Below are 23,676 nucleotides of genomic sequence, written 5' to 3'. Positions count from 1 at the left end.
ATCTATATGCCGAAGTGAACCCTACTTAGACTCGCGGAATGTCGTTAGGCCTCGAGCGCACGAGGTAGCCCGTATACAGGGCTAGTAGGGCTAGGACTATGTGGGGAACTGCCCACGCCCAATGTCCCACAGGAGTAGCTCCGTGTTCCCCTACGCCTTGCCCGTCAAACGCAAACCATAGCACTGTGGGAGGGATCTGCATCACTGCTATCAGACCTAAGCTTACGTACTGGAGACCGAAACTTAAGGCGTTACGCGACGTCACTCTAAGCGTCAAAACCATGACGCCCAGACTCACCAGAGCGATGCCCCAAGGCAGTGCCAGTACTAGGTGGGGAATTACCCACGCCCAATGGGCCACAGGAGTAGCTCCCTGCACACCTAAGCCTTGCCCGTCAAACCATCGCACTATGGGAGGCATCAGCATCACTGCTATCAGGCCTAAGCTTACGTACTGGAGACCGAGGCTTAAGGCGTTACGCGAAGTCGTTCTAAGCGCAAAAACCATGATGCCCAGACTCACCAGAGCGATGCCCCAAGGCACGGTAGCCCAAATAGGATCTCCGAAACGCGGGACGTTAAATCCATAAATCGCGCCCATAATGATGGAAAACGCCGTTAAGAGAAGAGGCACTTGGCCCAAATCCCCTCGGTGCTTATGAATCATTCACTTTCCCTCCATCTCTACCCCCATATTGGTATATTATAGGCATGTTGTCAATACTATCACGTGCCTATGATAGTATCGCGTGAAACTAAGTGGCCTGAGGTTGAGCACAGAAGACAAAGAGGCGGCAGAAGCCACCCCCCTAATCGAAAAACTATTGTGAGCTATTCCAGCCAAATGTCCGCGCCGAGAGACTTTAATTTCTCGACGATGCCGACATAGCCGCGCTCAATGTGGCTGACGCCACACACTTCCGTGACACCCTCTGCCACTAGGCCCGCCAGGATTAAGGCGGCTCCGGCGCGCAAGTCCGAAGCGGTGACAGGTGCGCCGCTTAAGGCGCGCACCCCGCTCACTACGGCGCTTCGGCCATCGGTGCGTATACCGGCTCCCATACGGCGCAGCTCAGGCACATGCATAAATCGGTTCTCAAAGACCGTCTCCGTGACCATACTGGTGCCGCGCGCAAGAGTTAGAAGGGCCATCATCTGCGGCTGCATGTCGGTAGGAAACCCCGGATACGGCAGCGTCTTAATGTCTACCGGCTCGATAGTGCCGTTGCCTTTGACATGCATGCCGTCAAGCAAGCTGTGGACGGTAACACCGGCTTCGCGTAGCTTGGCAGTGAGGCTTATGACGTGCTCTGGGATAACATTCTCAAGGATAAGTTCGCCACCCGTGATTGCTGCCGCCACCATGTAAGTTCCTGCTTCGATGCGGTCGGGGATAACCCGGTAAGACTGCGCATGGAGCGAGCGTCGTCCGTGTACTACGATAGTGTCTGTCCCGGCTCCCTCGACCCTGCCGCTCATGCTGTTAATAAAGCAGGCGAGGTCGACTATTTCGGGTTCCTCGGCGGCATTCTGAATCGTCGTTACTCCTTGCGCGAAGCAGGCGGCCATCATAATGTTTTCCGTAGCACCAACGCTCGGAAAGTCTAGGTAAATAGTATTGCCGGTAAGTTGTCTGGCTGTGGCTTCGATAAACCCATGCCCTAGGACAATGTCTGCTCCGAGCAGACTGAAGCCCTTAAGGTGCAAATCGAGCGGACGTGCCCCGATGGCGCAGCCGCCGGGGAGTGACACCCGAACTTTCCCTAGGCGCCCAAGGAGTGGCCCCATAATTAGGACAGAGGCGCGCATCTTGCTGACCAAGTGAAATGGTGCTTCGCTCGCCGTGAGCCGCTCGGCATTTAGCTCTAGTACACCTTCGCGCCACTCTGCTTCTACGCCTAGATGCTCGAGCACTTCGACCATGGTCAGTACATCCATGAGACGGGGTACAGACTCAAGTTGTGTGACGCCGCTCGGTGCCATCAGCGCTGCCGCCAATATGGGGAGTACGGCGTTTTTTGCTCCGCTTATTTCTACACGGCCGCGCAGTTCGTTGCCACCGCGCACGAATATACTTGGCATAATATCCCTCCTTCCTGCCGTGTACGGCACAAGTTTATTATGCCCGGAACACAAGCTCCTTCAAATGATGGCCGCACAAGTAGGCCAGGACAACCACACCCACGTGTTGCCATCTTGTTCATTGTAGCGCATGCTTAACGACAAATTAGTTTTTCGCCCTCCAAAGGCTAACCCGGCGGGTAGCATGCGACTATAAGCTGTAAGGTTCACGACGCTCCCGTCGCTGTAGAAGTCTAACATGTTCGCAGCCAAAACCCGCAATACTGCCCCCACGAGCCTTTCAGCCGTCTGCGGGGAAAGGCGACCCTGCACTACTCCCACCACGCACGCGGTAACCGTAGGCGCAGCGTCCGCCGCCGCGAAGAAGCTTGCCAGTACTTGGCCTAGCTCTCCCACGTCAGCCTCGCCGGAGCGCACCGTCGCCACCAGATAAGTTGCGTCGGGCAAAGCCTGTATATTGGCCTCTATGTGCAGATGTCCCGCCGTAAAAGCAAGCGAGGCCATGCGCATGTCCGGTTCTTCGGAGTAATGCAGTTCGGCTGGAACGCCGGCAAAGGCCGCTTGGCTTGCCGTCTGCAGTAGCTGCTTAAGTTCCGACGGCGTTCTCTCCCCTGCCGCAAGCAGAGCCCAGCCGTTCATGCTGACCTCAAGTCGCGCTGCGCCAGTAGCAGCAAAAGCCCGCTCTAAGTTCGTCAGATTAGGAACCGACACCTGTGTCGCCAACGCGCTCCCTAACAGACCTAACAGTATCACCAGAAGCCCAACTATTACTTTCGCCATGTTTTTATATTCCCTCCCCTGTGCTGATAATTATTGACGGGGGGAAGGAACAATATACCACACGCGAAAGGCCTGCCACCATGCAAACAGCGGCAGGCCGTTTTTCTGCAGTTAGGCTACGGCGTCCGCGTACGCTGCTACTTGGCTCGCACTACGTCCTTAATCTTCATCAGGCGCGAGATGGCGCCGCGTTCTTGCTCGGATAGCTTCATAGAGATGCTTTTCACTGTTTCCTCTAGCGTCGGGATAAGCACGTACTCCAAGGCGTTGACCCGGCGCCGCGTGCGCTCGATTTCCTCTGCCAAGAGCTCAAGCGCACGTTCAATACCCGCGAGCTCAATCAGCGTCGGCAGAAGTTCGGCAAAAACGCCGAGCGCCATATCTAACTCGCCCGAAGTCCCGGCCATGCCGTAGGCGTAGACATCGCCCTCCTGGCGCAAGCCAAACACCGGGGCGGTAACGGACATCATTCGCTTCTCGGTCACCGAGAGCTCGACGTGCTGCTTGGGGAACATGATGGCCTCGTCGAGTATCTCCGGCGTCATTACGGCCCGGGCTATCAGGAAGCTTTGATAGCCAAGCCGCAGTTTCTGCTCGACAGTTAGGCGCAAGCGCTTGACATCACGCAGGAGCGACATAAAGCTCTTCATGAGTTCATCGCGCTTGTCCTTTAGCAGTTTGTGTCCTCGCTTGGCCACCCGCACGCGCTTTTTTAGGCGCAGGAGCTCCATGCGAGTCGGGTTGACTCTAATGTTCACCGCTGTTACCTCGCTTCGGCCGGCAGGTACTTCTTGATGTGCTCCTCGCGTACACGCTTAAGTTCCGTCACCGGAAGCAGCGCCATTAGTTCCCAGGCAAGATTCAAAGTAGCGGCGATGTCGCGGTCGGCGTACTCACCTTGGTTGACAAAGCGCTGCTCGAACTCATCGGCAAACTTAGAGAAGCGCTTGTCTACATCTGAGAGCGCGGCTTCACCGAGAATAATGGCGAGTTCTTTTGCTTCTTTACCGCGGCTGTAAGCTGCAAACAGCTGATTCAGCACACCGCTGTGGTCCTCGCGCGTCTTGCCCGTGCCGATACCCTTGTCTTTAAGCCGAGAGAGAGACGGCAACACGTCAACCGGCGGGTAAATGCCCTTGCGATGCAGTTCGCGCCCCAGAATAATCTGTCCCTCGGTAATGTAGCCGGTAAGGTCGGGGATGGGATGCGTTTTGTCGTCTTCCGGCATGGTGAGAATCGGAATCTGGGTAATGGAGCCCGGCCGACCCTGAATGCGTCCCGCTCTCTCGTACAGCGTGGAGAGGTCGGTGTACAGGTACCCGGGGTACCCGCGGCGTCCCGGAACTTCTTTGCGGGCGGCAGAGATTTCGCGCAACGCCTCGGCGTAGTAGGTCATGTCGGTCATAATTACGAGAACGTGCATGCCCTTCTCGTAGGCGAGGTACTCGGCGCAGGTTAGGGCGATACGCGGCGTGGCAATGCGCTCGATAACCGGGTCGTTAGCTAGGTTAATAAATAGCACGGCGCGGTCGATAGCGCCCGTCTTGCGGAAGTCGCTGGTGAAGTAGTCGGCTTCCTCGAAGGTAATACCCATGGCGGCAAAGACTACGGCAAACTCACTGTCGCTGCCGAGCACTTTGGCCTGGCGGGCAATCTGCGCTGCTAGCTTAGCGTGCGGGAGGCCCGAGCCCGAGAAGATGGGCAGCTTCTGTCCGCGCACTAGCGTGTTCATGCCGTCAATCGTCGAGATGCCCGTCTGGATAAACTCCGAAGGGTAGGCGCGCGCATACGGATTAATGGGGTTGCCGTTAATGTCTAAGCGTTTGTCCGGGATAATGGCCGGTCCGTTGTCGCGGGGGTTGCCGAAACCGTCGAAGACGCGGCCGAGCATATCGGTCGATACAGGCAGCTCGATAACCTTGCCCAAGAAGCGCGCTTTGCTCTTCTCCATGTTAATGCCTGAGGTGCCTTCGAAAATCTGCACAAGCGCCTTGCCGCGCATAGCCTCGAGCACGCGGCCGCGGCGAATTTCGCCGCTTGGGAGCTCAATCTCGACTAGTTCCTCGTACTTTACGCCCTCAACCTTGTCGACAAGCATGAGGGGCCCTGATATCTCAGTTATCGTGCGGTACTCTTTCTGCATTTTTGCTCCCCTCCTTACTTTAGTTGCTCGCGGATACGGGCTTCGATGGTGTCAAAACGGTCAATCTCGGTTTCCGGCAGGTACTTAGAGCGCGCAATCTCTACCCTGACCGGGAGCTCTAGCAGGCGCTCTAGCGGCATCCCCCGCTGCATGGCTGCCTGTGCTTCCTTGTAGAAGGTGAGAATTAAGCGCATAATGCGATACTGCTTGGGCAAGGAAGTGTAAGTGTCTACTTCGTGGAAGGCGTTTTGGTGCAGGAAGTCTTCGCGGATGGACTTGGCCGTCTCTAACGCCAACCTGTCCGTAGGCGACAAGGCGTCGATACCGACTAAGCGCACGATTTCTTCGAGTTCCGATTCCTTTTGCAGCAGGCGCATGGCGTCCCGGCGGTAAGTCGGCCACTCCGGGCCGGCATTAGCCGCAAAAAACTCGTCTAGCCGTTCGGCGTAAAGCGAGTAGCTTAAAAGCCAGTTAATGGCGGGGAAGTGGCGGGACTCTGCCAGCCTCGCGTCAAGACCCCAGAAGACTTTTACAATGCGCAGCGTCGACTGCGTCACCGGCTCCGACAAGTCGCCGCCCGGGGGCGAGACCGCGCCAATCGCGGTAAGCGAGCCTTCCGAACCGTTTAAGTTGGCGACCGTGCCGGCACGCTCGTAGAACTCGGCTACGCGCGAGCCAAGATAAGCGGGATACCCTTCTTCGCCCGGCATTTCCTCAAGACGGCCGGACATTTCGCGCAGCGCCTCGGCCCACCTGGAGGTGGAATCGGCCATCAGCGCGACGGAATAACCCATGTCGCGGTAGTACTCGGCAATGGTTATACCGGTATATATCGACGCCTCGCGCGCGGCTACCGGCATATTGGACGTATTGGCGATAAGCACCGTGCGTTCCATGAGCGGCTCGCCGGTCTTGGGGTCGTGCAGCTCGGGGAACTCCATCAATACATCCGTCATCTCGTTGCCGCGCTCGCCGCACCCAACGTAGACGACGATATCGGCGTCGGCCCACTTGGCAAGCTGATGCTGCACAACGGTCTTGCCCGAGCCGAAAGGCCCCGGCACACAGGCTACGCCGCCCTTAGCGACGGGAAAGAACATGTCGATAACGCGCTGACCGGTAGTGAGCGGAGTTGCGGGCGTGCGCTTTGCGCTGTAGGGCCTGCCTTTGCGTACCGGCCACTTCTGCATCATGGTCAGCGACACGGGGCCGCTTTCTGTTCCTAGGCGAACCACGTCATCGGTAATGGTCGCCTGCCCGCTGTGTATCCATTCCACGCGGCCGGAGAGTCCCGGTGGAACCATTACCTTATGTGTTACCAGTACGGTTTCGCGCACTGTGCCTAGCACCGTGCCCGGCTGTACCTGTGCACCTACCGCGACTGCCGGGGAAAAGTCCCACTTTCTCTCGCGGTCTAGGCTCGGCACCTGAATGCCGCGGGTAATAAACGCGCCGGCGCGCTCTTCAATCTTATTGAGCGGGCGCTGAATGCCGTCGTAAATCGAGGTCATCAGCCCCGGGCCTAGTTCGACCGAAAGCGGCGAGCCGGTCGAGACTACAGGCTCGCCCGGGCCTACGCCGGCTGTTTCCTCGTAGACTTGTATAGAGGCGCTGTCGCCGCGCATTTCGATTATCTCACCGATGAGGCCCTTCTCTCCGACCATAACCATGTCATACATGCGCGCATGTGACATACCCGCGGCAATGACCAAGGGCCCGGAGACTTTGACAATAACGCCTTCCTGCCGTGTGGTATTAGCCATTCGTCTTTCCCTCTTCCTTGAAAAGAATATCTACTCCGATAGCCCTCTCCACCATCTTGCGGAGACGTTGCTGTCCTAGTCCGGTGCTACCCTGATTGTCGGGAATCACGGTGAAAATAGGCAAGGTGCTCTCGCGGGCCGCGCGAATCAGGTATTCCACCTGAGGATATATGCGCTCCGTAACAAACACGACCGCAAAGCCGCCTTTTAAGACTCCTTCGACTGCCGCCACCGCTTGAGCGCGGTCGATGACTTCAAAGGTAGCAAGGCCTAGCGCGCTAAAGCCGCGGATGGTATCGCTGTCGCCAATCAGGCCAATCTTATGCATACCCTTCACGCAGCCTTTCGCGAATTTCCTCGTTGGGTACACCGTTCAACTTGCCAATCATAATGATGCGGATGTTTCTTACTTCGTTCTCTTTAGCCAGTATATAGTTTATTATGGGCTCCGGGCCAAAAGCCTGAAAGCGTGCTTTGCGGGATAGCTCCGTCAGAAAACCGTCGCTTAGCTTCTCTAGCGTCGTCAGACCGCGCCCCTCAAGGAGAGCGCCTATGCCCTGCTCGACTACCGCTCGATAGGGCGAACCACTAAAGCGCCCGACAATGGCGGGATAGTCCTCTGTCACGGCTTCCAGAAACGCGGCTTGCGGCATCGTTCCCCCCGCGAGGAGGTTTTCGGCGAGGAAATCTCGCCCACGCCCTAAGCGTTTTGTCCGCACGAGGCTCTTCATATTAGCAAGGTCCGCCTGGCTCGCGAGCAACCGCGCCAGAAAGGCGTAGCCATGTTGCTCGGCAAACGCTATCGTGTGAGAATACTGCAAACGGTCAAGCACGACGTCTATAACCTTGGGGTCTTTGCTGTCCTCGTAGGCACGCGCCGCAGCGGCGGCAAACCCGTAATACTCCTCGGGCACACCGGGAAACTTCTCCTGTTGGCAGACATAAGTCATGAGCTTAGCCGGAACCAGCCCCGCGTCAATCAAGAGGTGATCGAAGCTCTTCCCTTGGAAATGAGCCTTTAACGCCACCTTCATGTTATGGATGTCGTACTTGATTAAGAAGAGGTCTACCAGTGGCTCATCCGGCAGGAGCTTTTTCATTAAGCTGTAGACGCGCGTGATTTCCCCGGCCGTAACCTGCGCATAGTCGTGCGGACCGGCTGCGCGCGACACTAAGTCGGCGTATTCGGTCTCGCCCAAAATGCGCATGGCCTCGTCGGCATTTTTGGCCTCGATCATGCGGCTTAGTTTTGCCATATCGAGCAGTCGGGTCTCTAGGACTCTAATGCGGCCGACAGCATAGGCGTAGCGAGAGTCATGTGAAATGGACATAGTCTTCACTCCTTCACGGGCGCGTTAGTGTGGACACTAACTAAACAGCACCGCTGCTACTTCCGGTTCGAGCTGCTCCCGCACAGACTTCTGCAGAGTCGGGAAGGTAACGTTAATTTCGAGGTTCTCGCCTAGGAGGTAGAACCCTCCCCCGGTTGAGCGGTGCTCTTTGGCTAACGTCAACTCGCCCCGTTTGCCTTGCGCGGCCAAAGACTCGTTAACTTCGGCGATAAAGGCGGGCGTGAAAATCTGGCTGTCTTCCTTGGCGCACACTACCTGCTCTGCGCCGGTCTCTGCGGCGTCAAGCAGCATCGCGCTAATTAGCTTCCTCTGCTCCTCTACCGGCAAGGCGCGGAGCTCCGCTAGGGCCGCGACAAAGGCTTCTTCCATAACCGACTGCTTAACCGCAAGCAGCTTTTTTCTGGCCTCAAGTCTCGCCGCTGTAAGCAAACGCGCTCCTTCTTCGGCCACGCGCGCCTCGGCCCCGGTGACAAGGCCCTCGGCCTGTGCGGCAGCCACCTGCTTGGCCTCGGCTAGCTTGGCTTCTTCGCCGGCATAGCCGGCGGCGTGGATGGCTTGAACTTGCCTTTCGGCATCGCCGAGAATCTTAGCGACGATATTCTCTATAGACACACGATCAACTCCTTATCGAGCCGCTCTTTAGAGAACAACTCTGTTGATGAGGAGCAGGCTGGCCAGCAGGCCAAAGATGGCGTAGGTTTCTACCATAGCAGGGAGGATTAGCGCTTTACCGGAAGCATCCGGGTGCTTCACGATAATGTTCATGGCCGCGGCCGAGACTTTGCCTTGCCAGATTCCACTCATAAGCCCGCTGATGGCAGCAGGTAAGCAGGCAAAAAACAACTGCCAACCCTGGTCTATGGTTACGGTGCCTGCCGCGCCGAGAAGATTCCAAATCCAAAAGCCAATTAGCAATCCGTAAACGCCCTGTGTGCCAGGCAAAGCCTGTAGGAGCAAAAGCTTACCGAATTTCTCGGGATCCTCGGACATAATTCCGGCCGACGTCTGCCCGGCAATACCTACACCGATGCTAGATCCGGTTCCACCAAGAAAGACTGCTAGCGCTGCACCGAGAATTGCCAGACCCATGCCGGCGTTTACTCCTAACCATTCCATTTTATTCTTCCTCCATTACTTTCATTGTATATTGAGCCTTATTATAGGCACTAGCCCCTAATGACGGTGAACTTCGACTCGCGCTGGAAAGGCTTAAAAGGCACGCCCCCACCTTCAAAGAACTTGGTGAAGAACTCAACGAACTGGAGACGTGCCGAGTGGACAAAACAGCCCAAACCAGAAAGCAACAAGTTGAACAGATGCCCCACCACCAACAAGAGCAATGCCCCCAGCCAACCCACCACAGGTATAGGCACCAACATCATGGCGATGGTGTTTATAACCATAGCGATGACGGCACTCGACATCCCCAAAGCCATCAAACGGGTGTAGGACAACGCGTCGCTGAAGTAACCTACTCCGCCATACAGCGAATACAGACCTAGGCCAAGCTTACCTAAAATACCCTTTGCTCCTCTTCCTTGGGTAGCCACTACTATAACTGCGCCAAGCAACGAAGCGCTCTGAGCTAGGCCAACCATGCCGCCTAACCCCGGTAAAACGCTCGTCAAAGCTAGCAAGACCAGCGAGAGCAGCAAAAACAGCCATGATCCTTGGTCTAACACCGCTCCCCTTGTATCTCCACTGCGCCAACTCATATAGGCTTTTAGGCCTATGCCAAGCAAGATGTGGATTACCCCTAGAGCGACGGAGAAAGCCATCAGTCCCATGGGGTTAGAAATCGGGTCAATCAAGACTAAGCTTTGCCTGATATCTTGGATCATTGGAATGGGCACATAGTTTAAGAGGTCGCCAAAAAACCCGTTGACAGCAAGACCTACCGGCACCGCAATCAGCCCTGCAAGCATGAAGAGGCTAAAGAACTTGCTTGAACCTAAGTCTAGCTTGTACTTCTTAACAAACCACCAGCATGCCGCGAGGATTAACAGTCCGTATCCCGCATCGCCTAAAGCTAAGGCGAAAAAGAAGCCAAAGAACGGAGCTAAGGCGAACGTCGGGTCGACTTCGGTATACATCGGCCACCCATACATGTTTGTGACCATCTCAAAGGGCTTAGCCAACTTCGCGTTCTTAAGTTTAATAGGCGGCGTTTCGCCGGGAGGTGCTTCCTCAAAGCGCACGTAGACATCGGGAAAACGCTCTGCTAGCTCTGCGGTCAGGCGCGCCTCGGAGTCGACGTCAGTCCAGCCTTCGAGCCAAAAAGTCTGCCGCGTGTCCTGCGTGGCTGCCTGTGCCCGCTCACGCTGCATTAGCGACCCATAGTAGTCGTACATTACTTGAAGCTTTAGCTTCTCGTCCACTAGGCGCACGCTCGCCGCCGCAATGGCTGCGGCCTCGGCCAGAAGTGCTTGTAGCTTAGTCTGTACGTCTAGCAGCGCTTCCGCCGGTGTCTCTTCCCCCGTGCTGATAGCGGCAGGCGTAAAGATAGCTTCCTTAATAACGGCGGGCGACACAGAGCGATGGTATACAATAGCTAGGTTTAGCTTATTGCCGGCAGACTGCACTTGCTCGACGTGGTACAGCCCTGCACACTCAACATCCAAGCGCGCAAGAAACGCCGGCATGTCCTTCTGTAGCACGGTGCCAAACACCATGTTTACCGTGCCGCTAAGCTCGGCCTTAAGCCTTACTTTAAGACTAGACCACGCCAAAAGCGCGCTCTGTTCGGCTTGCAGCTGCCGCCGCTCGGAGGCAATCTCGGTGAGGCGCTTGTCGTACTCGCGCGTTGCTTGTGCTACGGTGCGTGCGTCGAAACTAGCGCGAATCTGTGCGTCTAACTCCGGCGAAACGCCAGCCTTAAGACCCATAAAGCTATCGATTAAACCTTCTTTGTAGCTGTCAAACCGCTTCAGGTAGACTAGAGCACGGCCTATTTCTGCTTGCAGGGCCTCAGCTTCACTGGCGGAAACTGCGCTCGCGCCGGCTTGCACGTTGTGATGACGTTCTTTTTGTTCGGCGACAGCTACCTGCAGTACGGCCCACTCCTGCAGCGCCGCCACAAGCTCCGTTTTGCGGGACAAGTGGGCGACGATATGCACTTTTTTCATTTTAGCTACGGCCATCGCGCGTCATTATCCTCTCTCGTATCAGCTTTACCGCTGCGTTTAGTCGCGAGCTTGCTCGCTGGCGCAAGGCAGCGCACTCGGCGTCAGACTGCAGCACTATCTCCTCTGCGCTAGCTGCGGCGCCGGCCATCCCCTGCTCGATTATTGTCTCGGCTTTGTGCTTAGCTTGACTCACCGCTCGCTTAACTATCGCTTCGTATTCAACTTCGGCTTTTTCTAAGCGTTTGGCGGCTTCCGCCTTAGCTGCCTGCACCATCTGCTCGGCCTGTGTTTCGGCGTGTTTGATCTTCTGCAAAACATCCTGCATCGTCATCACCTTCCTTCGGGAACGGATTAATAATTCGGTACTATCGCCCACACTATACTACACATTTTGTCCGTGGCAGGCAACAGGGGGAGTAGGCCGCCGGCCGCCAGGCGCCAGCCGCCAGCTTTGAGCTGTGAGCTGTGAGCTTTGAGCTTTGAGCTTTGAGAGGGTGAGGCGTTAGGCTTGAGGCGTTAGAAATCATGAATCGTGAATCGTGAATCATGAACTGGGGAGTGCGGGTCTTTCTACCAGGAGCCAGGAGCTAGGAGCCAGCTACCACTACTGGGCACTGGGCACTGAGCACTGGGCACCTCTCCACTCCGCTGGCCGTTCCGGCGTGCGGCCAAAGAAATGCAGCAACGCTTGAGCAATGCGGCCTGCGGCGCGGCCGTCGCCGTAGGGGTTAATCGCCGTGCTCATGGACTGGTAGGCGGCTTTGCTTTCCAGCAACTCGCTCGCATGCGCCACAATCCCGGCGCGCGACGTCCCCACGATGCGCACGGTGCCTGCCTCTACGGCTTCGGGGCGCTCGGTACTGGTGCGCATCACCAAGACCGGCACGCCTAGCGCCGGGGCTTCTTCCTGCAGTCCGCCTGAGTCGGTAAGTATAAGGTAAGAACGCGCCATCAAGTTGTGGAAGTCGTCGGTATCGAGCGGGTCAAGCAGGGTGATTTGCGGATGCCCCGCCAGATGAGGCATTACCACTTCCCTTACCACAGGGTTAAGGTGAACCGGAAAAATCATGCGGCAGTCCGGGAAGGCCGCGAGCACATCGAGCAAAGCCAAACACATGGCCTGCATCGGCTCGCCCCAGTTCTCGCGCCGGTGCACTTCTACTAAGAGCAATCGTCCCGTAGTCTTGGCGAGCGCCTGTCGCAAGGCGGCGTCGTGGTACTCGTAATCCGGCCGCACGGTTGTAGCTAGCGCGTCGATGACGGTGTTGCCGGTAATGAAAATGCTCTCTTCTCGCACGCCTTCGCGCAACAGATTGCCCTTCGCCGTCGGCGTAGGAGCAAAGTGCAGGTCGGCTAGGCTGCCCGTGAGCTTACGGTTTATTTCCTCGGGGAAAGGCAAGTACTTCTCGTGCGTACGCAACCCAGCTTCGACGTGCCCGACCGGCACTTGGTTGTAGAAAGCGGCCAGGCTGCCGGCGAGCGTTGTAGACGTATCGCCGTGGACTAGCACAATGTCCGGGCGGTCGGCGCGAAAGATTTCGTCAAGCCCGGTAAGCGCCCGCGCAAACGTTTCGGGCAATGTCTGTCTCTCACGCATAATGTTTAGGTCGTATTTTGGCTCGATACTAAACAGGCGCAGTACCTGGTCTAGCATGGCGCGGTGCTGTCCGGTGACGCACACGGAAACGCTAAACTCAGGATAGCGCCCGAGCTCGCTAATGACCGGGGCCATTTTCACGGCCTCCGGCCGTACCCCAAACACGGTAAAGACTTTGATGGCCATGACCTGCCGCCCTTCGCTAAATACTCTCGACCAGCAAGCCCGCTTCTGTGAGAAGTTCTCGGCTAAGCAGGTCGGGATAACCGTCGGCGTACACCACGCGCTTGATGCCCGCGTTAATGAGCATCTTGGCGCAGAGGACGCACGGGAAATGCGTGGTGTAGATAGTCCCGCCCCTGATGGACACACCGGAGAGGGCGGCCTGAATGATGGCGTTTTGTTCGGCGTGCAGTCCGCGGCAGAGCTCGTGTCGCTCCCCTGACGGCACGCCCTGTTGCTCGCGCAGGCAGCCGATGTCCAGACAGTGCGAAAGCCCCGTCGGCGCGCCGTTATAGCCGGTAGTGAGGATGCGTTTATCCAGGATAACCACGGCACCTACGCGGCGGCGCAGACAGGTGCTGCGCTCGGCCACCGTGCGGGTGATGGCCATAAAGTATTCGTCCCAGCTAGGCCGCGTCATTTAGTGCCAAAGAGCCGGTCGCCCGCGTCTCCGAGACCCGGCACGATATAGGCGTGTTCGTTAAGGTGCGAGTCAATGGCGGCGGTAAAAATGTCGACCTCGGGGTGGTGGCAGTGAACCTTCTCGATGCCCTCGGGTGCCGCAATAAGGCACATGAGTTTTATGGACTGCGCGCCCCGCTGCTTGAGAAAGTTAATCGCGGCTACGGCCGAACCGCCTGTCGCGAGCATCGGGTCCACCACGATTAACTCGCGCTCCGCTACGTCGCTTGGCAGCTTGACGTAATACTCTACCGGTTGCAGCGTTTCCGGGTCGCGGTAGATGCCGATATGCCCTACTTTAGCCGCCGGAATAAGGCGCAGGATGCCGCTGACCATGCCGAGGCCGGCGCGCAGGATGGGGATAATGCCGAGTTTTTTGCCCGCGATAACTTTAGATTTAGTCTTGGCCACAGGCGTTTCTACTTCGCACTCGGCGAGGGGGAGATTGCGCGTCACCTCGTACGCGAGAAACATGGCCACTTCCTCCACCAAGTCGCGAAACTCCTTGGAGCCAGTATTCTTGTCGCGGATGAAGGTCAGCTTATGCTGAATCATGGGATGCGCCACTAGGTGCACGCGGTTCAAGCGGACTCCTCCTATTCGGCGCTCTTATACAGCGGAAATTGACCGCAAAGCGCAGCCACTCCGGCGCGCACGCGCGCAAGCACGGCGTCGTCACCTGGGTTCTCGAGTACATCCGCAATTAAGTCGGCAATAGTCACCATGGCCGCTTCCTTCATGCCACGCGTAGTCATGGCTGGCGTGCCGATGCGGATGCCGCTCGTAGTAAAGGGACCTTCGGGGTCAAAGGGGATGGTATTCTTGTTGACGGTAATGCCAACGGTATCGAGTACTTTCTCGGCTTTTTTGCCGGTTAGGCCTTTGCTGCGCAGGTCTACTAAGAGCAGGTGGTTGTCCGTCCCGTCGGAAACTAAGGTGAACCCGCGCTGCTTAAGTGCAGCGGCCAGCGCGGCGGCATTCTTAACTACTTGGTCTTGGTAGCCATGGAACTCGGGCTGCAGCGCTTCTAGGAAAGACACGGCCTTAGCCGCAATAATGTGCATTAGCGGTCCGCCTTGCATGCCGGGGAAGACGGCTTTGTCGATAGCCTTAGCCCATTCGGCGGTGCACAGAATCATGCCGCCGCGCGGCCCGCGCAGTGTCTTATGCGTTGTGGTAGTCACAAAGTGCGCAAACGGCACGGGGCTCGGATGGTGCCCGGTGGCGACGAGACCGGCGACATGAGCCATATCTACCATAAAGAGCGCGCCACAGGCATCGGCAATCTCGCGCAGGCGCTTAAAGTCGATTACGCGCGGGTAAGCGCTAGCACCGGCTACGAGGAGCTTGGGGCGGTGAGCGAGCGCGAGCTGCTCTACTTCTGCGTAGTCGATAAAACCGTCCGTGCCGACGCCGTAGGGAATAAACTTATAGAGGAGACCGGAGAAGTTTACGGGGCTGCCGTGGGTGAGGTGCCCGCCGTGGGATAGGTTCATGCCGAGCACCGTGTCGCCGGGGGAAAGGCAGGCAAAGTACACAGCCATGTTGGCCTGTGCGCCTGAGTGCGGCTGCACATTGGCGTGCTCCGCCCCAAAGAGCTTGCAGGCGCGGTCGCGCGCTAGGTCTTCCGCGCGGTCGACGACGTGGCAGCCACCGTAGTAGCGCTTGCCGGGATAACCTTCGGCATACTTGTTGGTCAGCACCGAGCCCATGGCTTCAAGAACCGCTTTACTTACGAAGTTCTCCGAGGCGATAAGCTCCAGATGGTCTTGCTGGCGTACTAGTTCTTGCTCTAACACACCGGCGATTTCTGGGTCGATAGCTCGTAAACTCATGTTTCTCTCTCCTTTACATTTTTCCCCTAGTACATTGATTCTTAGCGCTCGCTTTGACCCTGCTCAAGCAGGGCAATCTTCTCTAGGCGCCGCAGGTGCTTGTCCCCGACAAACTCGGCTCCCAGCCAAACGGCGACAATGTCTAACGCCAGCCCGGGACCGATAACCCGCTGCCCTAAACAGAGCACATTCGCATCGTTATGTTCGCGCGTGGCGCGGGCAGAAAAAGTGTCGTGGCAGAGGGCGGCGCGAATACGCGCGTGTTTGTTCGCGGCAATGCTCATGCCTATGCCGGTGCCGCAGATAAGTATCCCCCGCTCGGCCGCGCCGCTCTGTATGTCGTTACACACGAGCGCCGCAAAATCCGGGTAATCGACAGAGGCCTCTGTGCTTGTGCCCCTGTCGAGCACGGTGTGACCGACGCGCGTGAGAAACATGGCTATCTCTTGCTTTAATGCTAGACCGGCGTGGTCGCTGCCCAGTGATATCTGCATCGTATCCTCCTTACCCCCTGCCCGGCGGCTCGGGCCTCCGGCGGATCGCCGCTCTTATTCTACCATATTCGACGGCAGGCCGAGTTTTCTTGCTACCAGCACGACGAGGCTGTCGATTTCTGTCGCACAGGCGTTGTAGGTGGCCTCGTCTTGCCCGAAGGGGTCTAGCACATCGTAAATGTCTGGCTCGCCGTCCGCTTGCGTGGCCTCGTCGCGCGCAAACTCCTTTAGGGTAAACGTCTTGGCGCTTACGGCGGGGAACTTGCCCGTGACAATTTCTTTGTGCCTGCGCGTCATGGTCAGGATTAAGTCTGCCCATTCCACCAGCTCTTGGCTAAGCAGCTGTGCGCGGTGCGTGCTTAAGCTAAAGCCCTTAATTTTAAGAGCAGCTACCGCACCCGGCGAGGCCTCTGCTCCCTCGTCTGCCGCTACGCCTGCCGAGCGCACCTCGTGTCCGCCATAGCGCTTAAAGATGGCTTCGGCCATAGCACTCCTGCACGTGTTTCCGGTGCACACAAACAAGACCTTCACATGTCTACCTCCCTTTGATACGTGTCGCAGCTTTGTGCAGGCGGTTCATAACCGCTTCACCGAGTCCGCGCGGGGGCACCGCCTCGACTAGCACACGGGTAAGGCCCAAATCGTCTATTTCTCTGAGGTAAGCGTAAAGCCTTTTTGCGGCTGTGTCTGCTTGTCCGCGGTCGCCTAGGGTAAAACGGGCGACGTGCTCCGGCACGGCAGCCAAAGTGTCTGCAAAAGCAATTACGGCGGGGGGTGACGCCTCGCGCTCTGCGTCGGCAGCGATATGCTTAACCGCCTCGCCTTCGTACACAATCACGGCGGCGCGCGGCGCGTAGTGCTTGTACTTCATGCCCGGGGCAAGCGGCGCGCCTGCTTCCTGAGCGTTTTCTCCCCATGCACCCTGTACCGCGGCACCGGTTTCCTCGGCTAACATTTCGCGCGTAATGCTGCCGGGACGCAAGATATAAATGACGTCATCGCGCACCTGCACCACCGTGGATTCTAGTCCTAGATGCGTTTCGCCGCCGTCTAGCAAGGCATCGATGCGGTCGCCTAAATCCTGCGCTACGTGCCTGGCCGTAGTGGGGCTTGGTAGACCGGATAGATTTGCGCTCGGGGCTACAATTGGCACACCGGTTACAGAAATTAGCGCTAACGCAATGTCGTCGGCCGGCATACGCACGCCGATAGTAGAAAGGCCTGCCGTAGCGAGCGCGGGTACGGCTTGGGTTTTGGGGAGCACTAATGTCAGCGGGCCGGGCCAAAAGGCGAGCATCAGGCGCTCCTCTAAAGGCGTCATATGGGAAACCAGTTCGGTAAGTTGTTTGGGGTGCGAGATGTGCGCAATCAGGGGGTTATCGGGGGGCCTGCCCTTAGCGGCAAAGAGGCGCGCAATGGCGGCGGGGGAGTCAAACCGCGCGCCTAACCCGTACACCGTTTCGGTAGGAAATGCGACTAGGCCGCCATTTCGTAAAATGGCAGCCGCCTCGGCAATGTATTTATCTTTGGTCGTATGCTCTTCTGGGCAGAGAATGCGCAATGCCGTCACCCGCTTCAGCTTGCTCTGCCTATTGTATCACGCAGGGCGGGGTTTAACCACAGCACTTAGCACTTAGCACTTCGCACTTAGCACTGCGTGGAGACGACCGGGGAGGAGTTGTTCACCACAGAGGCACAGAGAACACAGAGACACACTGCACCTTTTCCCTCACAGCTCACAGCTCAAAGCTCAAAGCCCGTTAGGAGCCCCAGATTATTCTCTCAACGTCGCTAAGTCATACGCCAAGGGAATAATGTAGAGCGTAAGCAGCGTCGACATCGTCAGCCCGCCGATAATAGCGATGCTTAGGGGGCGCTGCATCTCTGCGGCAGAACCGCCTAAAACAGCCATGGGCACGAGCGCAAGGATTGTAGTTGTCGTGGTCATCAGGATGGGGCGAAGCCTTGCCCCCGCCGCCTCGATAATGGCGTCGTGCACACTGCGGCCGCGGGCGCGCAGTTGGTTAATGTAGTCGACTAAGACAATGGCGTTGTTAACTACAATCCCCGCCAGCACGATAACGCCCATAATCGAGGGTACGTTAAACGTTTGGCCGGTAAAGAACAGCGCCAGCAGCACGCCGATAACCGCGAGCGGCATGGTAAACATGACGATAAACGGGTACAGCAGCGACTCAAACTGGGAGGCCATGACCATATACACCAGCACTACAGCGAGGATTAGCGCGGTAATTAGGCCGCTGAAGGCTTCGTTCATCTCGAGCGCATCACCCGCGAGTTCGGCGCGGTAATCCACCGGGAGCTCTAAGGCGTCGAGCCTTTCCTGCAAATCGCGCGTCACGCTCCGCAGGTCGCGCCCTTCAACGGTAGCCGTAATCGCGACGTAGCGCTGGTTAGCCCGCCTGTTAATCGAAGCCGGCCCGACAGCCTGTTCAACAGATGCCACTTGGCTAAGCCTAACGACCTGCCCCTCGCGTGCGGCCACAATTAGGTTTTCGAGGTCTGCTATGCTTTGGCGAGCGGAGTCTATTAGGCTGACGTTGACGTCGATTTCGCGCCCGTCACGCGAGACGCGGGAGACGTTCTCGCCCTGGAACGCCGTGCGCACGGCACCGGCTATCGCAGTCGGAGCCAAACCGAGGCGCGCCGCCTTCTCTCTGTCTACGCGCACCACCAGCTCGTTCGCGCCGACGCCGGCGTTATCGCGCACTTCCGTAATGCCTTCGATTGTTGCGGCTGCCTCCTTAATTTGGTCGGCGTACTGCCTTAGCCCGGCGAGAGTAGGCCCGGACAGGTTAACGACAACGGAAGTGCTGCCGCCAAGACCCATGCCCCCTCCCCCGCCCATGCCTGCCGCGGCTGAAGCGCGCACGGTGCCGTCCGCGAAGTCGGCATACTTGGCGTTTATCTCTGCGGCGATATCGGCACTGCGGTAACCCGTCTTAAGCACCACCGTCATTGTGGCGCGATTTGCGCGTCCGGCGGCCATGCCCATCATGCGCCCGCCGCCTGCCCCGCCGATACTCGTCGACACCGAACCGACCTCGGGGCGCGCCAACAAATCGTCTAAGACAACGGTAGCGACTTCCTGTGTCTCGCTTACGGCGCTGCCTGCGGGCAACGTCACCGTGACGCTGAGTTCACCTTGATCCATAGTGGGGATAAACTCGCCGCCGATGCGACCGAAGGTGAGGAGGCTCCCCCCGAGCAAAGCCAAAGTAAGTAGCGCCACTACTGCCTTGTGCCCGAGCGCCCACTTTAGCGACGCCTGGTACTGGTTCAGGCGGCGTTGTCCTGTCGCGGCCCGACTCGGCCTTGTCCTTAATATGGTAGCCGAGAGAACCGGCACTACTATTAGGGCGACGGCAAGACTCGACAAGAGCGAAAAGCTCACCGTCAGAGCAAGTTCCCTAAACATCATGCCGGTAATGCCGCCCACAAAGGCCACGGGCAGAAAGACGGCCACCGTGGTAAGTGTAGAGGCGGTAATCGCCATGGCCACTTCCTCGGTGCCTTTGCGCGCAGCGGTGAGGCGGTCGGCGCCTTCTTCTTGGTAACGATAGATATTCTCTAAGACTACGATGGAGTTGTCGACCAACATGCCAATGCCTAGGGCTAGCCCCATGAGAGTCATCATGTTAATGGTTAGGTTGCCAAAGTAGACCAGCGCAAAGGTAGCGACAACGGATACCGGCACGGCAATGGCAATTACTAAGGTTGGGGCAACGCTCTTTAGGAAGACGAGGAGAACTAGCACAGCCAGCAGGCCGCCATAGGCCGCGTTCTGCCCTACCGCACTGATGGCCGCCTCAATAAAGCGGCTTTGGTCTTGCGTGGGGACTATAGTAAGGTCGGCAAAATCCGCGCGCAGCTGTTCGAGCTCGGCATGCACTAGGTTGGCCACCAAGACGGTGTTAGCATCAGACTGCTTGTGCAGCCTAATGGAAACGCTCGGCAACCGGTTGAGCAACGTGACCGTATTGCCTAATACGTTTACCTCGGCCACCGTGCCGACTTGCCGCAAGTATACAGGCTCGGTTGTGGTAGTAACCTGTTGTTGCGGCGTAGGCGAAGGGGTCGCAGGCAGGCCCGGGATAACCAAACCGGGCGGAAGTTGCGGCATGGTCAGCGCGGTTGCCGCAGGAACCGTGCGCACTGTTCGGATGGTGCGCATCCCTACGATTAGGTCTTCTATCTCACTCAAAGAAGTTAATTGCCCTACGCTGCGGATTAGGTACTCTTGCCCCTCGACGCTGAGGGTGCCGCCGGGGAGGTTTAGACTCGCGGTGCGGAGCGCCCCGGTAACTTGCGCGAGCGTTATACCCATCGCTTCGAGCTTAGCAGGGTCTAGGCGCACCTCTATGCCCGTCTGCTGACCGCCGCTAACGGAGACCGAGGCCACTCCCGCGACGCGTTCGAGGCGCGAAGCCAGCACCCTATCGGCGAGGTCGCGCAGTTCTGCTCCGGTGCGGGTGTCGGAACCAAAGTCAACCGCCATTATTGGCATAAGCGAAGGGTCAAACTTCATTACCGTCGGTGCGCCAACTTCGGCCGGCAGCAGGCGACGCATGAGGTCAATCTTCTCGCGCATTTCCAGCGCGGCAAAGTCCATATTAGTGCCCCAGTTAAACGACAGGAGTATGGTCGCCTGCCCGGCAGACGAAGTGGAGGACACTTCGCGAATGTTGCTGACGGTCGCTAACGTCCCTTCGAGCGGCCTCGTCACAAGTGTTTCTACCTCTTGCGGCGCAGCCCCGGGGAAGGAGACGAGGACGGCGGCCATGGGGAAGTTCATGTTAGGCAACAAGTCTACGGGTGTACGCGTGTAAGACATCACGCCGATAACTACCGTAATGAGGACAAGCATCAACACCGTGATGCGGCGCGATGTGGCGAATGCGGGTAAGGACATGACATAACCTCCTGACGTTCTGGGCGCTTAACTAAAGGGGCAGCGTTACTGTGACAGTTGTGCCGCGCTCGGGCGCGCTACTTAGAGACACCTCGCCTTGATGTAGCTCCACGATGCGTTTGGCTATCGATAGCCCCAGGCCGCTGCCCGGGCTCCCGCGCGCCTTATCGCCTTTGTAGAACTTCTCGAAGACGCGGCGCTGGTTCTCGCTCTTGATGCCGGGGCCAAAGTCCCTAATGACACAGGCGACGGCGTTTTTGTCTGCGGTTAGCACAACTTCCACGCGGCCTGCGTTGGGCGAGAACTTAATGGCGTTATCTAAGATATTTAGCCAGACCTGAAAGAGCAGGTCTTTGTTTGCGCAGTAATCTACGGCGGCAAGGTCTACCGCCAAGTCTAAGTTCTTTTTGCTCCACTGCGGCTCAAGCAGCACAACTACCTGGCGCAGCTGCTCGTCGAGCCGAAACGACTGCCGCGCGAAGTCTCCCACGCCGCTTTCTAGCTCGCTCATCTGCAGAATGCTGCTGGCAAGAGCGGCGAGGCGGTCGGTTTCGTCGGCGACAATAGCCGCGTATTCCTGCCGCAGTTCTTTGCTCTCTGTTTCTCCGATAAGCTTGGCAAAGCCTTTAATAGAGGTGAGAGGCGTGCGAAACTCATGCGAAATGGCGGCTATAAAGTCGCTGCGTAAAATCTCTATGCCGCGCAGTGCCTTGGCCATGGCGTTAAACCCGGCTACGAGCTGCCCTAGCTCATCGCGGCGCTTTGTCTTGATGTTCACTTCGAAGTTGCCTTGGGACACTTGCTTAGTCGCTTCGCTAAGCTCTTTTACAGGGCGCACGATGTATTTAGCGGCTATGAGCACCATGATTGAGCCGACAATCAATGAGACGAAGTTCATCCTAATGATAACCGGGCGAAAGTTAGCCGCTAGCTTCCCTAAGTTAGGATGCACGAAGAGATAGCTTTCACCCTCTGTACCGGTTAAGCGCATAATGGTGGCAGGCAGGCGGAAGGTCATGCGGTTATAGATGGAACTTCGCACCTCGCCGACTGCTGCGAGCTGGTCTAGGTCTTCCGGCCTAAAGAAATGGCGCACGAGCTTGGCCGCGCGCACCTCGTCTAGATTGCTGTAGACACTGGCGCGAAAATAGCCAGTCTGCAGCATCGGCGGAATGCGTTCGGCAGGAAGTGCGCCGGCCGCATGCAGGTTCCGCAGTTGCGTCGTCAGTTCGGACAGGGCATCCTCCATTTCGGCGAGCATGCCGCGCTCGGTGGTAACGACAAACGTAAACATGACGACCACATTACTGATAAAAACTATACCGATAAGCATCGCCACCAGCTGCAGATAAATTGAGCGCCTGATCATGCGCGCCGCATAGCTTTGTAGCCAAGCCCCCGCACGGTGACAATCTCAAACTCGCTCACATCGGCAAGCCTGTCGCGCAGGCGCTTAATGTGCACATCGACCGTGCGCTCGTCCACTTCGCTGTCGAGCCCCCAAAACTCGTCGAGCAGCTCCTGGCGGGTGAAGATTTTGCCGGGGCTAGACAAAAGCTTAAAGAGCACTTGGAACTCCTTGCGCGGCAGAGTGTGCTCCTGTCCGTTGTGGCGCAGCGCCAACGTCTCGGCGTCGAGGACGATGTCGCCGATGCGCAGCTGCTGTTCGCTGCTGATTCTCGCCCGGCGAAGGAGCGCTCGCACTCTTAAGACCAGCTCCTCCATATCGACAGGCTTGGTCAGGTAGTCGTCCGCCCCGCTCTGAAACCCCTGTCGCTTGTCCGGCCAGGTGTTTTTGGCTGTAACCATAAGAATGGGCACGGTGAAACCCGCGCCGCGCAGCGCAGCCGTTAGCTCGAAACCGTCCATCTCCGGCATCATAATGTCGGCCACAATCAAATCGATGTGCTGGCGCGCTAGGAGGTCTAGCGCCTCTTTGCCGTGCTCGGCATGAAAGACTAAAAAGCCCTCGCGCACCAGGTAGATCTCCATTAGTTTGCGTATGTTGGCGTTGTCGTCTACCAAGAGAATTTTAGCCATCTCACTCACCCCCAGACTGTCGTATGGGCCGCGTGCGCTTCGGTGCTAGTAGCTTATCAGGTGAATGTGAACTGAGTGTGAACGGAGCTGTGAGCGGTGAGCGGTGAGCTTTGAGCGACAAGCCGCAAGCCGCAAGCCACAAGCGACAAGCGACAAGCCACAAGCCACAAACATCAATAGGCCGCTCTGCTTGCGCAGAGCAGCCACTCCTGCCGCAAAGACGCTTATTGCCAGCCGAAAGCGCAGCTTGCTCAGTGCTTATGCCGGCAGCCGCAGGCACAGCCCTGCGCAGGCTTCTGCTCCATGCCCTGTGCCTCAAGGTCGGCCGCGACTCGGCTGCGAAAACTCTGTATATACTCCGCGCGTAAAAGCTTCTGCTCGTTTTGTTCCGCCGGGGTGAGCTGGCCTTCCTTTTGCTTTTGCGCCTGTGCGTTAAGGCGATCTAATTTGGCTTGGGGTAGCATGTCGGGCCTCCTTTGGGATGTGGTGGAGGGGGTTGTTGATAGTAGTTTACCACTTGTGGCTAGTCTATGAAACACGCTGCAGCGACCCACGATGTAGCGATCAACTGCTGCTCTAGGTCATTTCTTTGAGTGCATCTACTATCACTGGGGAAGTGATAGAGTACGAACAGGAGCGTTGAGAGAAGCAGGCCGCCTATGAACGGCGAGCGAAGAAAAAACGAGGCATGCAAATGGAATTGCTTGTTCCCGCCCTTGTGGATCTAGGACGGCATGAACAATTTTGCTTTTCAAAGGGCGGACGGGCAGTGTCAGCGGCCATTAGTGAGCTATCTCCAGAAGCTCAGTAAGGTGCTGCTTTTTGTCGGCATACTCTACTTGGTTAAA

The 23,676-nt window shown here is 57.5% G+C and carries 23 protein-coding genes; all 23 read right to left on the bottom strand.

Annotated features, from left to right (window positions below; all coding sequences use genetic code 11):
* Nucleotides 1-25: 25 nt before the first annotated feature.
* Nucleotides 26-667 carry a hypothetical protein gene (locus KGZ66_10375; protein ID MBS3985988.1) on the bottom strand — a complete coding sequence of 214 codons (642 nt, stop codon included), beginning with the start codon at nt 665-667 and terminating at the stop codon, nt 26-28.
* Nucleotides 668-831: 164 nt separating this feature from the next.
* Nucleotides 832-2,082: a UDP-N-acetylglucosamine 1-carboxyvinyltransferase gene (gene murA, locus KGZ66_10370; GenBank protein ID MBS3985987.1), complete on the bottom strand. Its 1,251-nt coding sequence runs from the start codon at nt 2,080-2,082 to the stop codon at nt 832-834.
* Between the two features lie 60 nt (nt 2,083-2,142).
* Complete coding sequence (locus KGZ66_10365; GenBank protein MBS3985986.1) at nt 2,143-2,862, bottom strand: YwmB family TATA-box binding protein; 720 nt, start codon at nt 2,860-2,862, stop codon at nt 2,143-2,145.
* Between the two features lie 137 nt (nt 2,863-2,999).
* Nucleotides 3,000-3,593 (bottom strand): V-type ATP synthase subunit D, encoded by a 594-nt coding sequence (locus tag KGZ66_10360; GenBank protein ID MBS3985985.1) that lies wholly within the window; start codon nt 3,591-3,593, stop codon nt 3,000-3,002.
* Between the two features lie 32 nt (nt 3,594-3,625).
* Nucleotides 3,626-5,005 carry a V-type ATP synthase subunit B gene (locus KGZ66_10355; GenBank protein ID MBS3985984.1) on the bottom strand — a complete coding sequence of 460 codons (1,380 nt, stop codon included), beginning with the start codon at nt 5,003-5,005 and terminating at the stop codon, nt 3,626-3,628.
* A gap of 14 nt (nt 5,006-5,019) precedes the next feature.
* On the bottom strand, nt 5,020-6,768 hold the full coding sequence (locus KGZ66_10350; protein MBS3985983.1) for a V-type ATP synthase subunit A: 1,749 nt from the start codon (nt 6,766-6,768) through the stop codon (nt 5,020-5,022).
* Nucleotides 6,761-7,096: a hypothetical protein gene (locus tag KGZ66_10345; protein ID MBS3985982.1), complete on the bottom strand. Its 336-nt coding sequence runs from the start codon at nt 7,094-7,096 to the stop codon at nt 6,761-6,763. The genes KGZ66_10350 and KGZ66_10345 overlap by 8 nt, the downstream gene beginning before the upstream one ends.
* Nucleotides 7,089-8,099, bottom strand: a complete 1,011-nt coding sequence (locus tag KGZ66_10340; protein MBS3985981.1) for a V-type ATP synthase subunit C — start codon at nt 8,097-8,099, stop codon at nt 7,089-7,091. The genes KGZ66_10345 and KGZ66_10340 overlap by 8 nt, the downstream gene beginning before the upstream one ends.
* Nucleotides 8,100-8,135: 36 nt before the next feature.
* Nucleotides 8,136-8,732, bottom strand: coding sequence for a hypothetical protein (locus KGZ66_10335; protein ID MBS3985980.1), 597 nt, complete (start codon nt 8,730-8,732; stop codon nt 8,136-8,138).
* A gap of 27 nt (nt 8,733-8,759) precedes the next feature.
* The gene (locus KGZ66_10330) at nt 8,760-9,236 is read right to left on the bottom strand and encodes a V-type ATP synthase subunit K (protein MBS3985979.1); all 477 of its coding nucleotides are present in this window, start codon (nt 9,234-9,236) and stop codon (nt 8,760-8,762) included.
* A gap of 50 nt (nt 9,237-9,286) precedes the next feature.
* Entirely contained in the window at nt 9,287-11,245 is a 1,959-nt protein-coding gene (locus tag KGZ66_10325; protein ID MBS3985978.1) for a hypothetical protein, read from the bottom strand.
* Between the two features lies 1 nt (nt 11,246).
* Nucleotides 11,247-11,570 (bottom strand): hypothetical protein, encoded by a 324-nt coding sequence (locus KGZ66_10320; GenBank protein MBS3985977.1) that lies wholly within the window; start codon nt 11,568-11,570, stop codon nt 11,247-11,249.
* A 279-nt stretch (nt 11,571-11,849) separates the two neighbouring features.
* Nucleotides 11,850-13,028 (bottom strand): UDP-N-acetylglucosamine 2-epimerase (non-hydrolyzing), encoded by a 1,179-nt coding sequence (gene wecB / locus KGZ66_10315; GenBank protein ID MBS3985976.1) that lies wholly within the window; start codon nt 13,026-13,028, stop codon nt 11,850-11,852.
* A 16-nt stretch (nt 13,029-13,044) separates the two neighbouring features.
* Nucleotides 13,045-13,485 (bottom strand): cytidine/deoxycytidylate deaminase family protein, encoded by a 441-nt coding sequence (locus KGZ66_10310; protein ID MBS3985975.1) that lies wholly within the window; start codon nt 13,483-13,485, stop codon nt 13,045-13,047.
* Nucleotides 13,482-14,111 carry a uracil phosphoribosyltransferase gene (gene upp / locus KGZ66_10305; GenBank protein MBS3985974.1) on the bottom strand — a complete coding sequence of 210 codons (630 nt, stop codon included), beginning with the start codon at nt 14,109-14,111 and terminating at the stop codon, nt 13,482-13,484. Before upp ends, KGZ66_10310 begins: the two co-directional genes overlap by 4 nt.
* 11 nt (nt 14,112-14,122) lie before the next feature.
* Nucleotides 14,123-15,361, bottom strand: coding sequence for a serine hydroxymethyltransferase (locus tag KGZ66_10300; protein ID MBS3985973.1), 1,239 nt, complete (start codon nt 15,359-15,361; stop codon nt 14,123-14,125).
* A gap of 41 nt (nt 15,362-15,402) precedes the next feature.
* The gene (rpiB, locus tag KGZ66_10295) at nt 15,403-15,855 is read right to left on the bottom strand and encodes a ribose 5-phosphate isomerase B (protein MBS3985972.1); all 453 of its coding nucleotides are present in this window, start codon (nt 15,853-15,855) and stop codon (nt 15,403-15,405) included.
* A gap of 54 nt (nt 15,856-15,909) precedes the next feature.
* Nucleotides 15,910-16,386: a low molecular weight protein arginine phosphatase gene (locus KGZ66_10290; GenBank protein MBS3985971.1), complete on the bottom strand. Its 477-nt coding sequence runs from the start codon at nt 16,384-16,386 to the stop codon at nt 15,910-15,912.
* A 4-nt stretch (nt 16,387-16,390) separates the two neighbouring features.
* Nucleotides 16,391-17,410: a threonylcarbamoyl-AMP synthase gene (locus KGZ66_10285; GenBank protein ID MBS3985970.1), complete on the bottom strand. Its 1,020-nt coding sequence runs from the start codon at nt 17,408-17,410 to the stop codon at nt 16,391-16,393.
* Between the two features lie 219 nt (nt 17,411-17,629).
* The gene (locus KGZ66_10280; protein ID MBS3985969.1) at nt 17,630-20,788 is read right to left on the bottom strand and encodes an efflux RND transporter permease subunit; all 3,159 of its coding nucleotides are present in this window, start codon (nt 20,786-20,788) and stop codon (nt 17,630-17,632) included.
* 31 nt (nt 20,789-20,819) lie between these two features.
* A complete protein-coding gene (locus tag KGZ66_10275; GenBank protein MBS3985968.1) occupies nt 20,820-22,157 on the bottom strand; it encodes a HAMP domain-containing histidine kinase in 1,338 nt (445 codons plus the stop codon).
* Entirely contained in the window at nt 22,154-22,828 is a 675-nt protein-coding gene (locus tag KGZ66_10270; protein MBS3985967.1) for a response regulator transcription factor, read from the bottom strand. Before KGZ66_10270 ends, KGZ66_10275 begins: the two co-directional genes overlap by 4 nt.
* A gap of 251 nt (nt 22,829-23,079) precedes the next feature.
* On the bottom strand, nt 23,080-23,292 hold the full coding sequence (locus tag KGZ66_10265; GenBank protein ID MBS3985966.1) for a DUF896 domain-containing protein: 213 nt from the start codon (nt 23,290-23,292) through the stop codon (nt 23,080-23,082).
* Between the last annotated feature and the right edge of the window lie 384 nt (nt 23,293-23,676).

This window comes from Selenomonadales bacterium, from assembly GCA_018335585.1.
Lineage (GTDB): Bacteria > Bacillota > UBA994 > UBA994 > UBA994 > UBA994.
This window is presented reverse-complemented; position numbering and strand designations above follow the sequence as displayed.

Coding starts and splice junctions, on each gene's coding strand:
- KGZ66_10375 (MBS3985988.1), bottom strand. CDS start 667: ATGATTCATAAGCACCGAGGGGATTTGGGCCAAGTGCCTCTTCTCTTA.
- murA (MBS3985987.1), bottom strand. CDS start 2,082: ATGCCAAGTATATTCGTGCGCGGTGGCAACGAACTGCGCGGCCGTGTA.
- KGZ66_10365 (MBS3985986.1), bottom strand. CDS start 2,862: ATGGCGAAAGTAATAGTTGGGCTTCTGGTGATACTGTTAGGTCTGTTA.
- KGZ66_10360 (MBS3985985.1), bottom strand. CDS start 3,593: ATGGAGCTCCTGCGCCTAAAAAAGCGCGTGCGGGTGGCCAAGCGAGGA.
- KGZ66_10355 (MBS3985984.1), bottom strand. CDS start 5,005: ATGCAGAAAGAGTACCGCACGATAACTGAGATATCAGGGCCCCTCATG.
- KGZ66_10350 (MBS3985983.1), bottom strand. CDS start 6,768: ATGGCTAATACCACACGGCAGGAAGGCGTTATTGTCAAAGTCTCCGGG.
- KGZ66_10345 (MBS3985982.1), bottom strand. CDS start 7,096: ATGCATAAGATTGGCCTGATTGGCGACAGCGATACCATCCGCGGCTTT.
- KGZ66_10340 (MBS3985981.1), bottom strand. CDS start 8,099: ATGTCCATTTCACATGACTCTCGCTACGCCTATGCTGTCGGCCGCATT.
- KGZ66_10330 (MBS3985979.1), bottom strand. CDS start 9,236: ATGGAATGGTTAGGAGTAAACGCCGGCATGGGTCTGGCAATTCTCGGT.
- KGZ66_10325 (MBS3985978.1), bottom strand. CDS start 11,245: ATGAAAAAAGTGCATATCGTCGCCCACTTGTCCCGCAAAACGGAGCTT.
- KGZ66_10320 (MBS3985977.1), bottom strand. CDS start 11,570: ATGCAGGATGTTTTGCAGAAGATCAAACACGCCGAAACACAGGCCGAG.
- wecB (MBS3985976.1), bottom strand. CDS start 13,028: ATGGCCATCAAAGTCTTTACCGTGTTTGGGGTACGGCCGGAGGCCGTG.
- KGZ66_10310 (MBS3985975.1), bottom strand. CDS start 13,485: ATGACGCGGCCTAGCTGGGACGAATACTTTATGGCCATCACCCGCACG.
- KGZ66_10300 (MBS3985973.1), bottom strand. CDS start 15,361: ATGAGTTTACGAGCTATCGACCCAGAAATCGCCGGTGTGTTAGAGCAA.
- rpiB (MBS3985972.1), bottom strand. CDS start 15,855: ATGCAGATATCACTGGGCAGCGACCACGCCGGTCTAGCATTAAAGCAA.
- KGZ66_10280 (MBS3985969.1), bottom strand. CDS start 20,788: ATGTCCTTACCCGCATTCGCCACATCGCGCCGCATCACGGTGTTGATG.
- KGZ66_10275 (MBS3985968.1), bottom strand. CDS start 22,157: ATGATCAGGCGCTCAATTTATCTGCAGCTGGTGGCGATGCTTATCGGT.
- KGZ66_10270 (MBS3985967.1), bottom strand. CDS start 22,828: ATGGCTAAAATTCTCTTGGTAGACGACAACGCCAACATACGCAAACTA.
- KGZ66_10265 (MBS3985966.1), bottom strand. CDS start 23,292: ATGCTACCCCAAGCCAAATTAGATCGCCTTAACGCACAGGCGCAAAAG.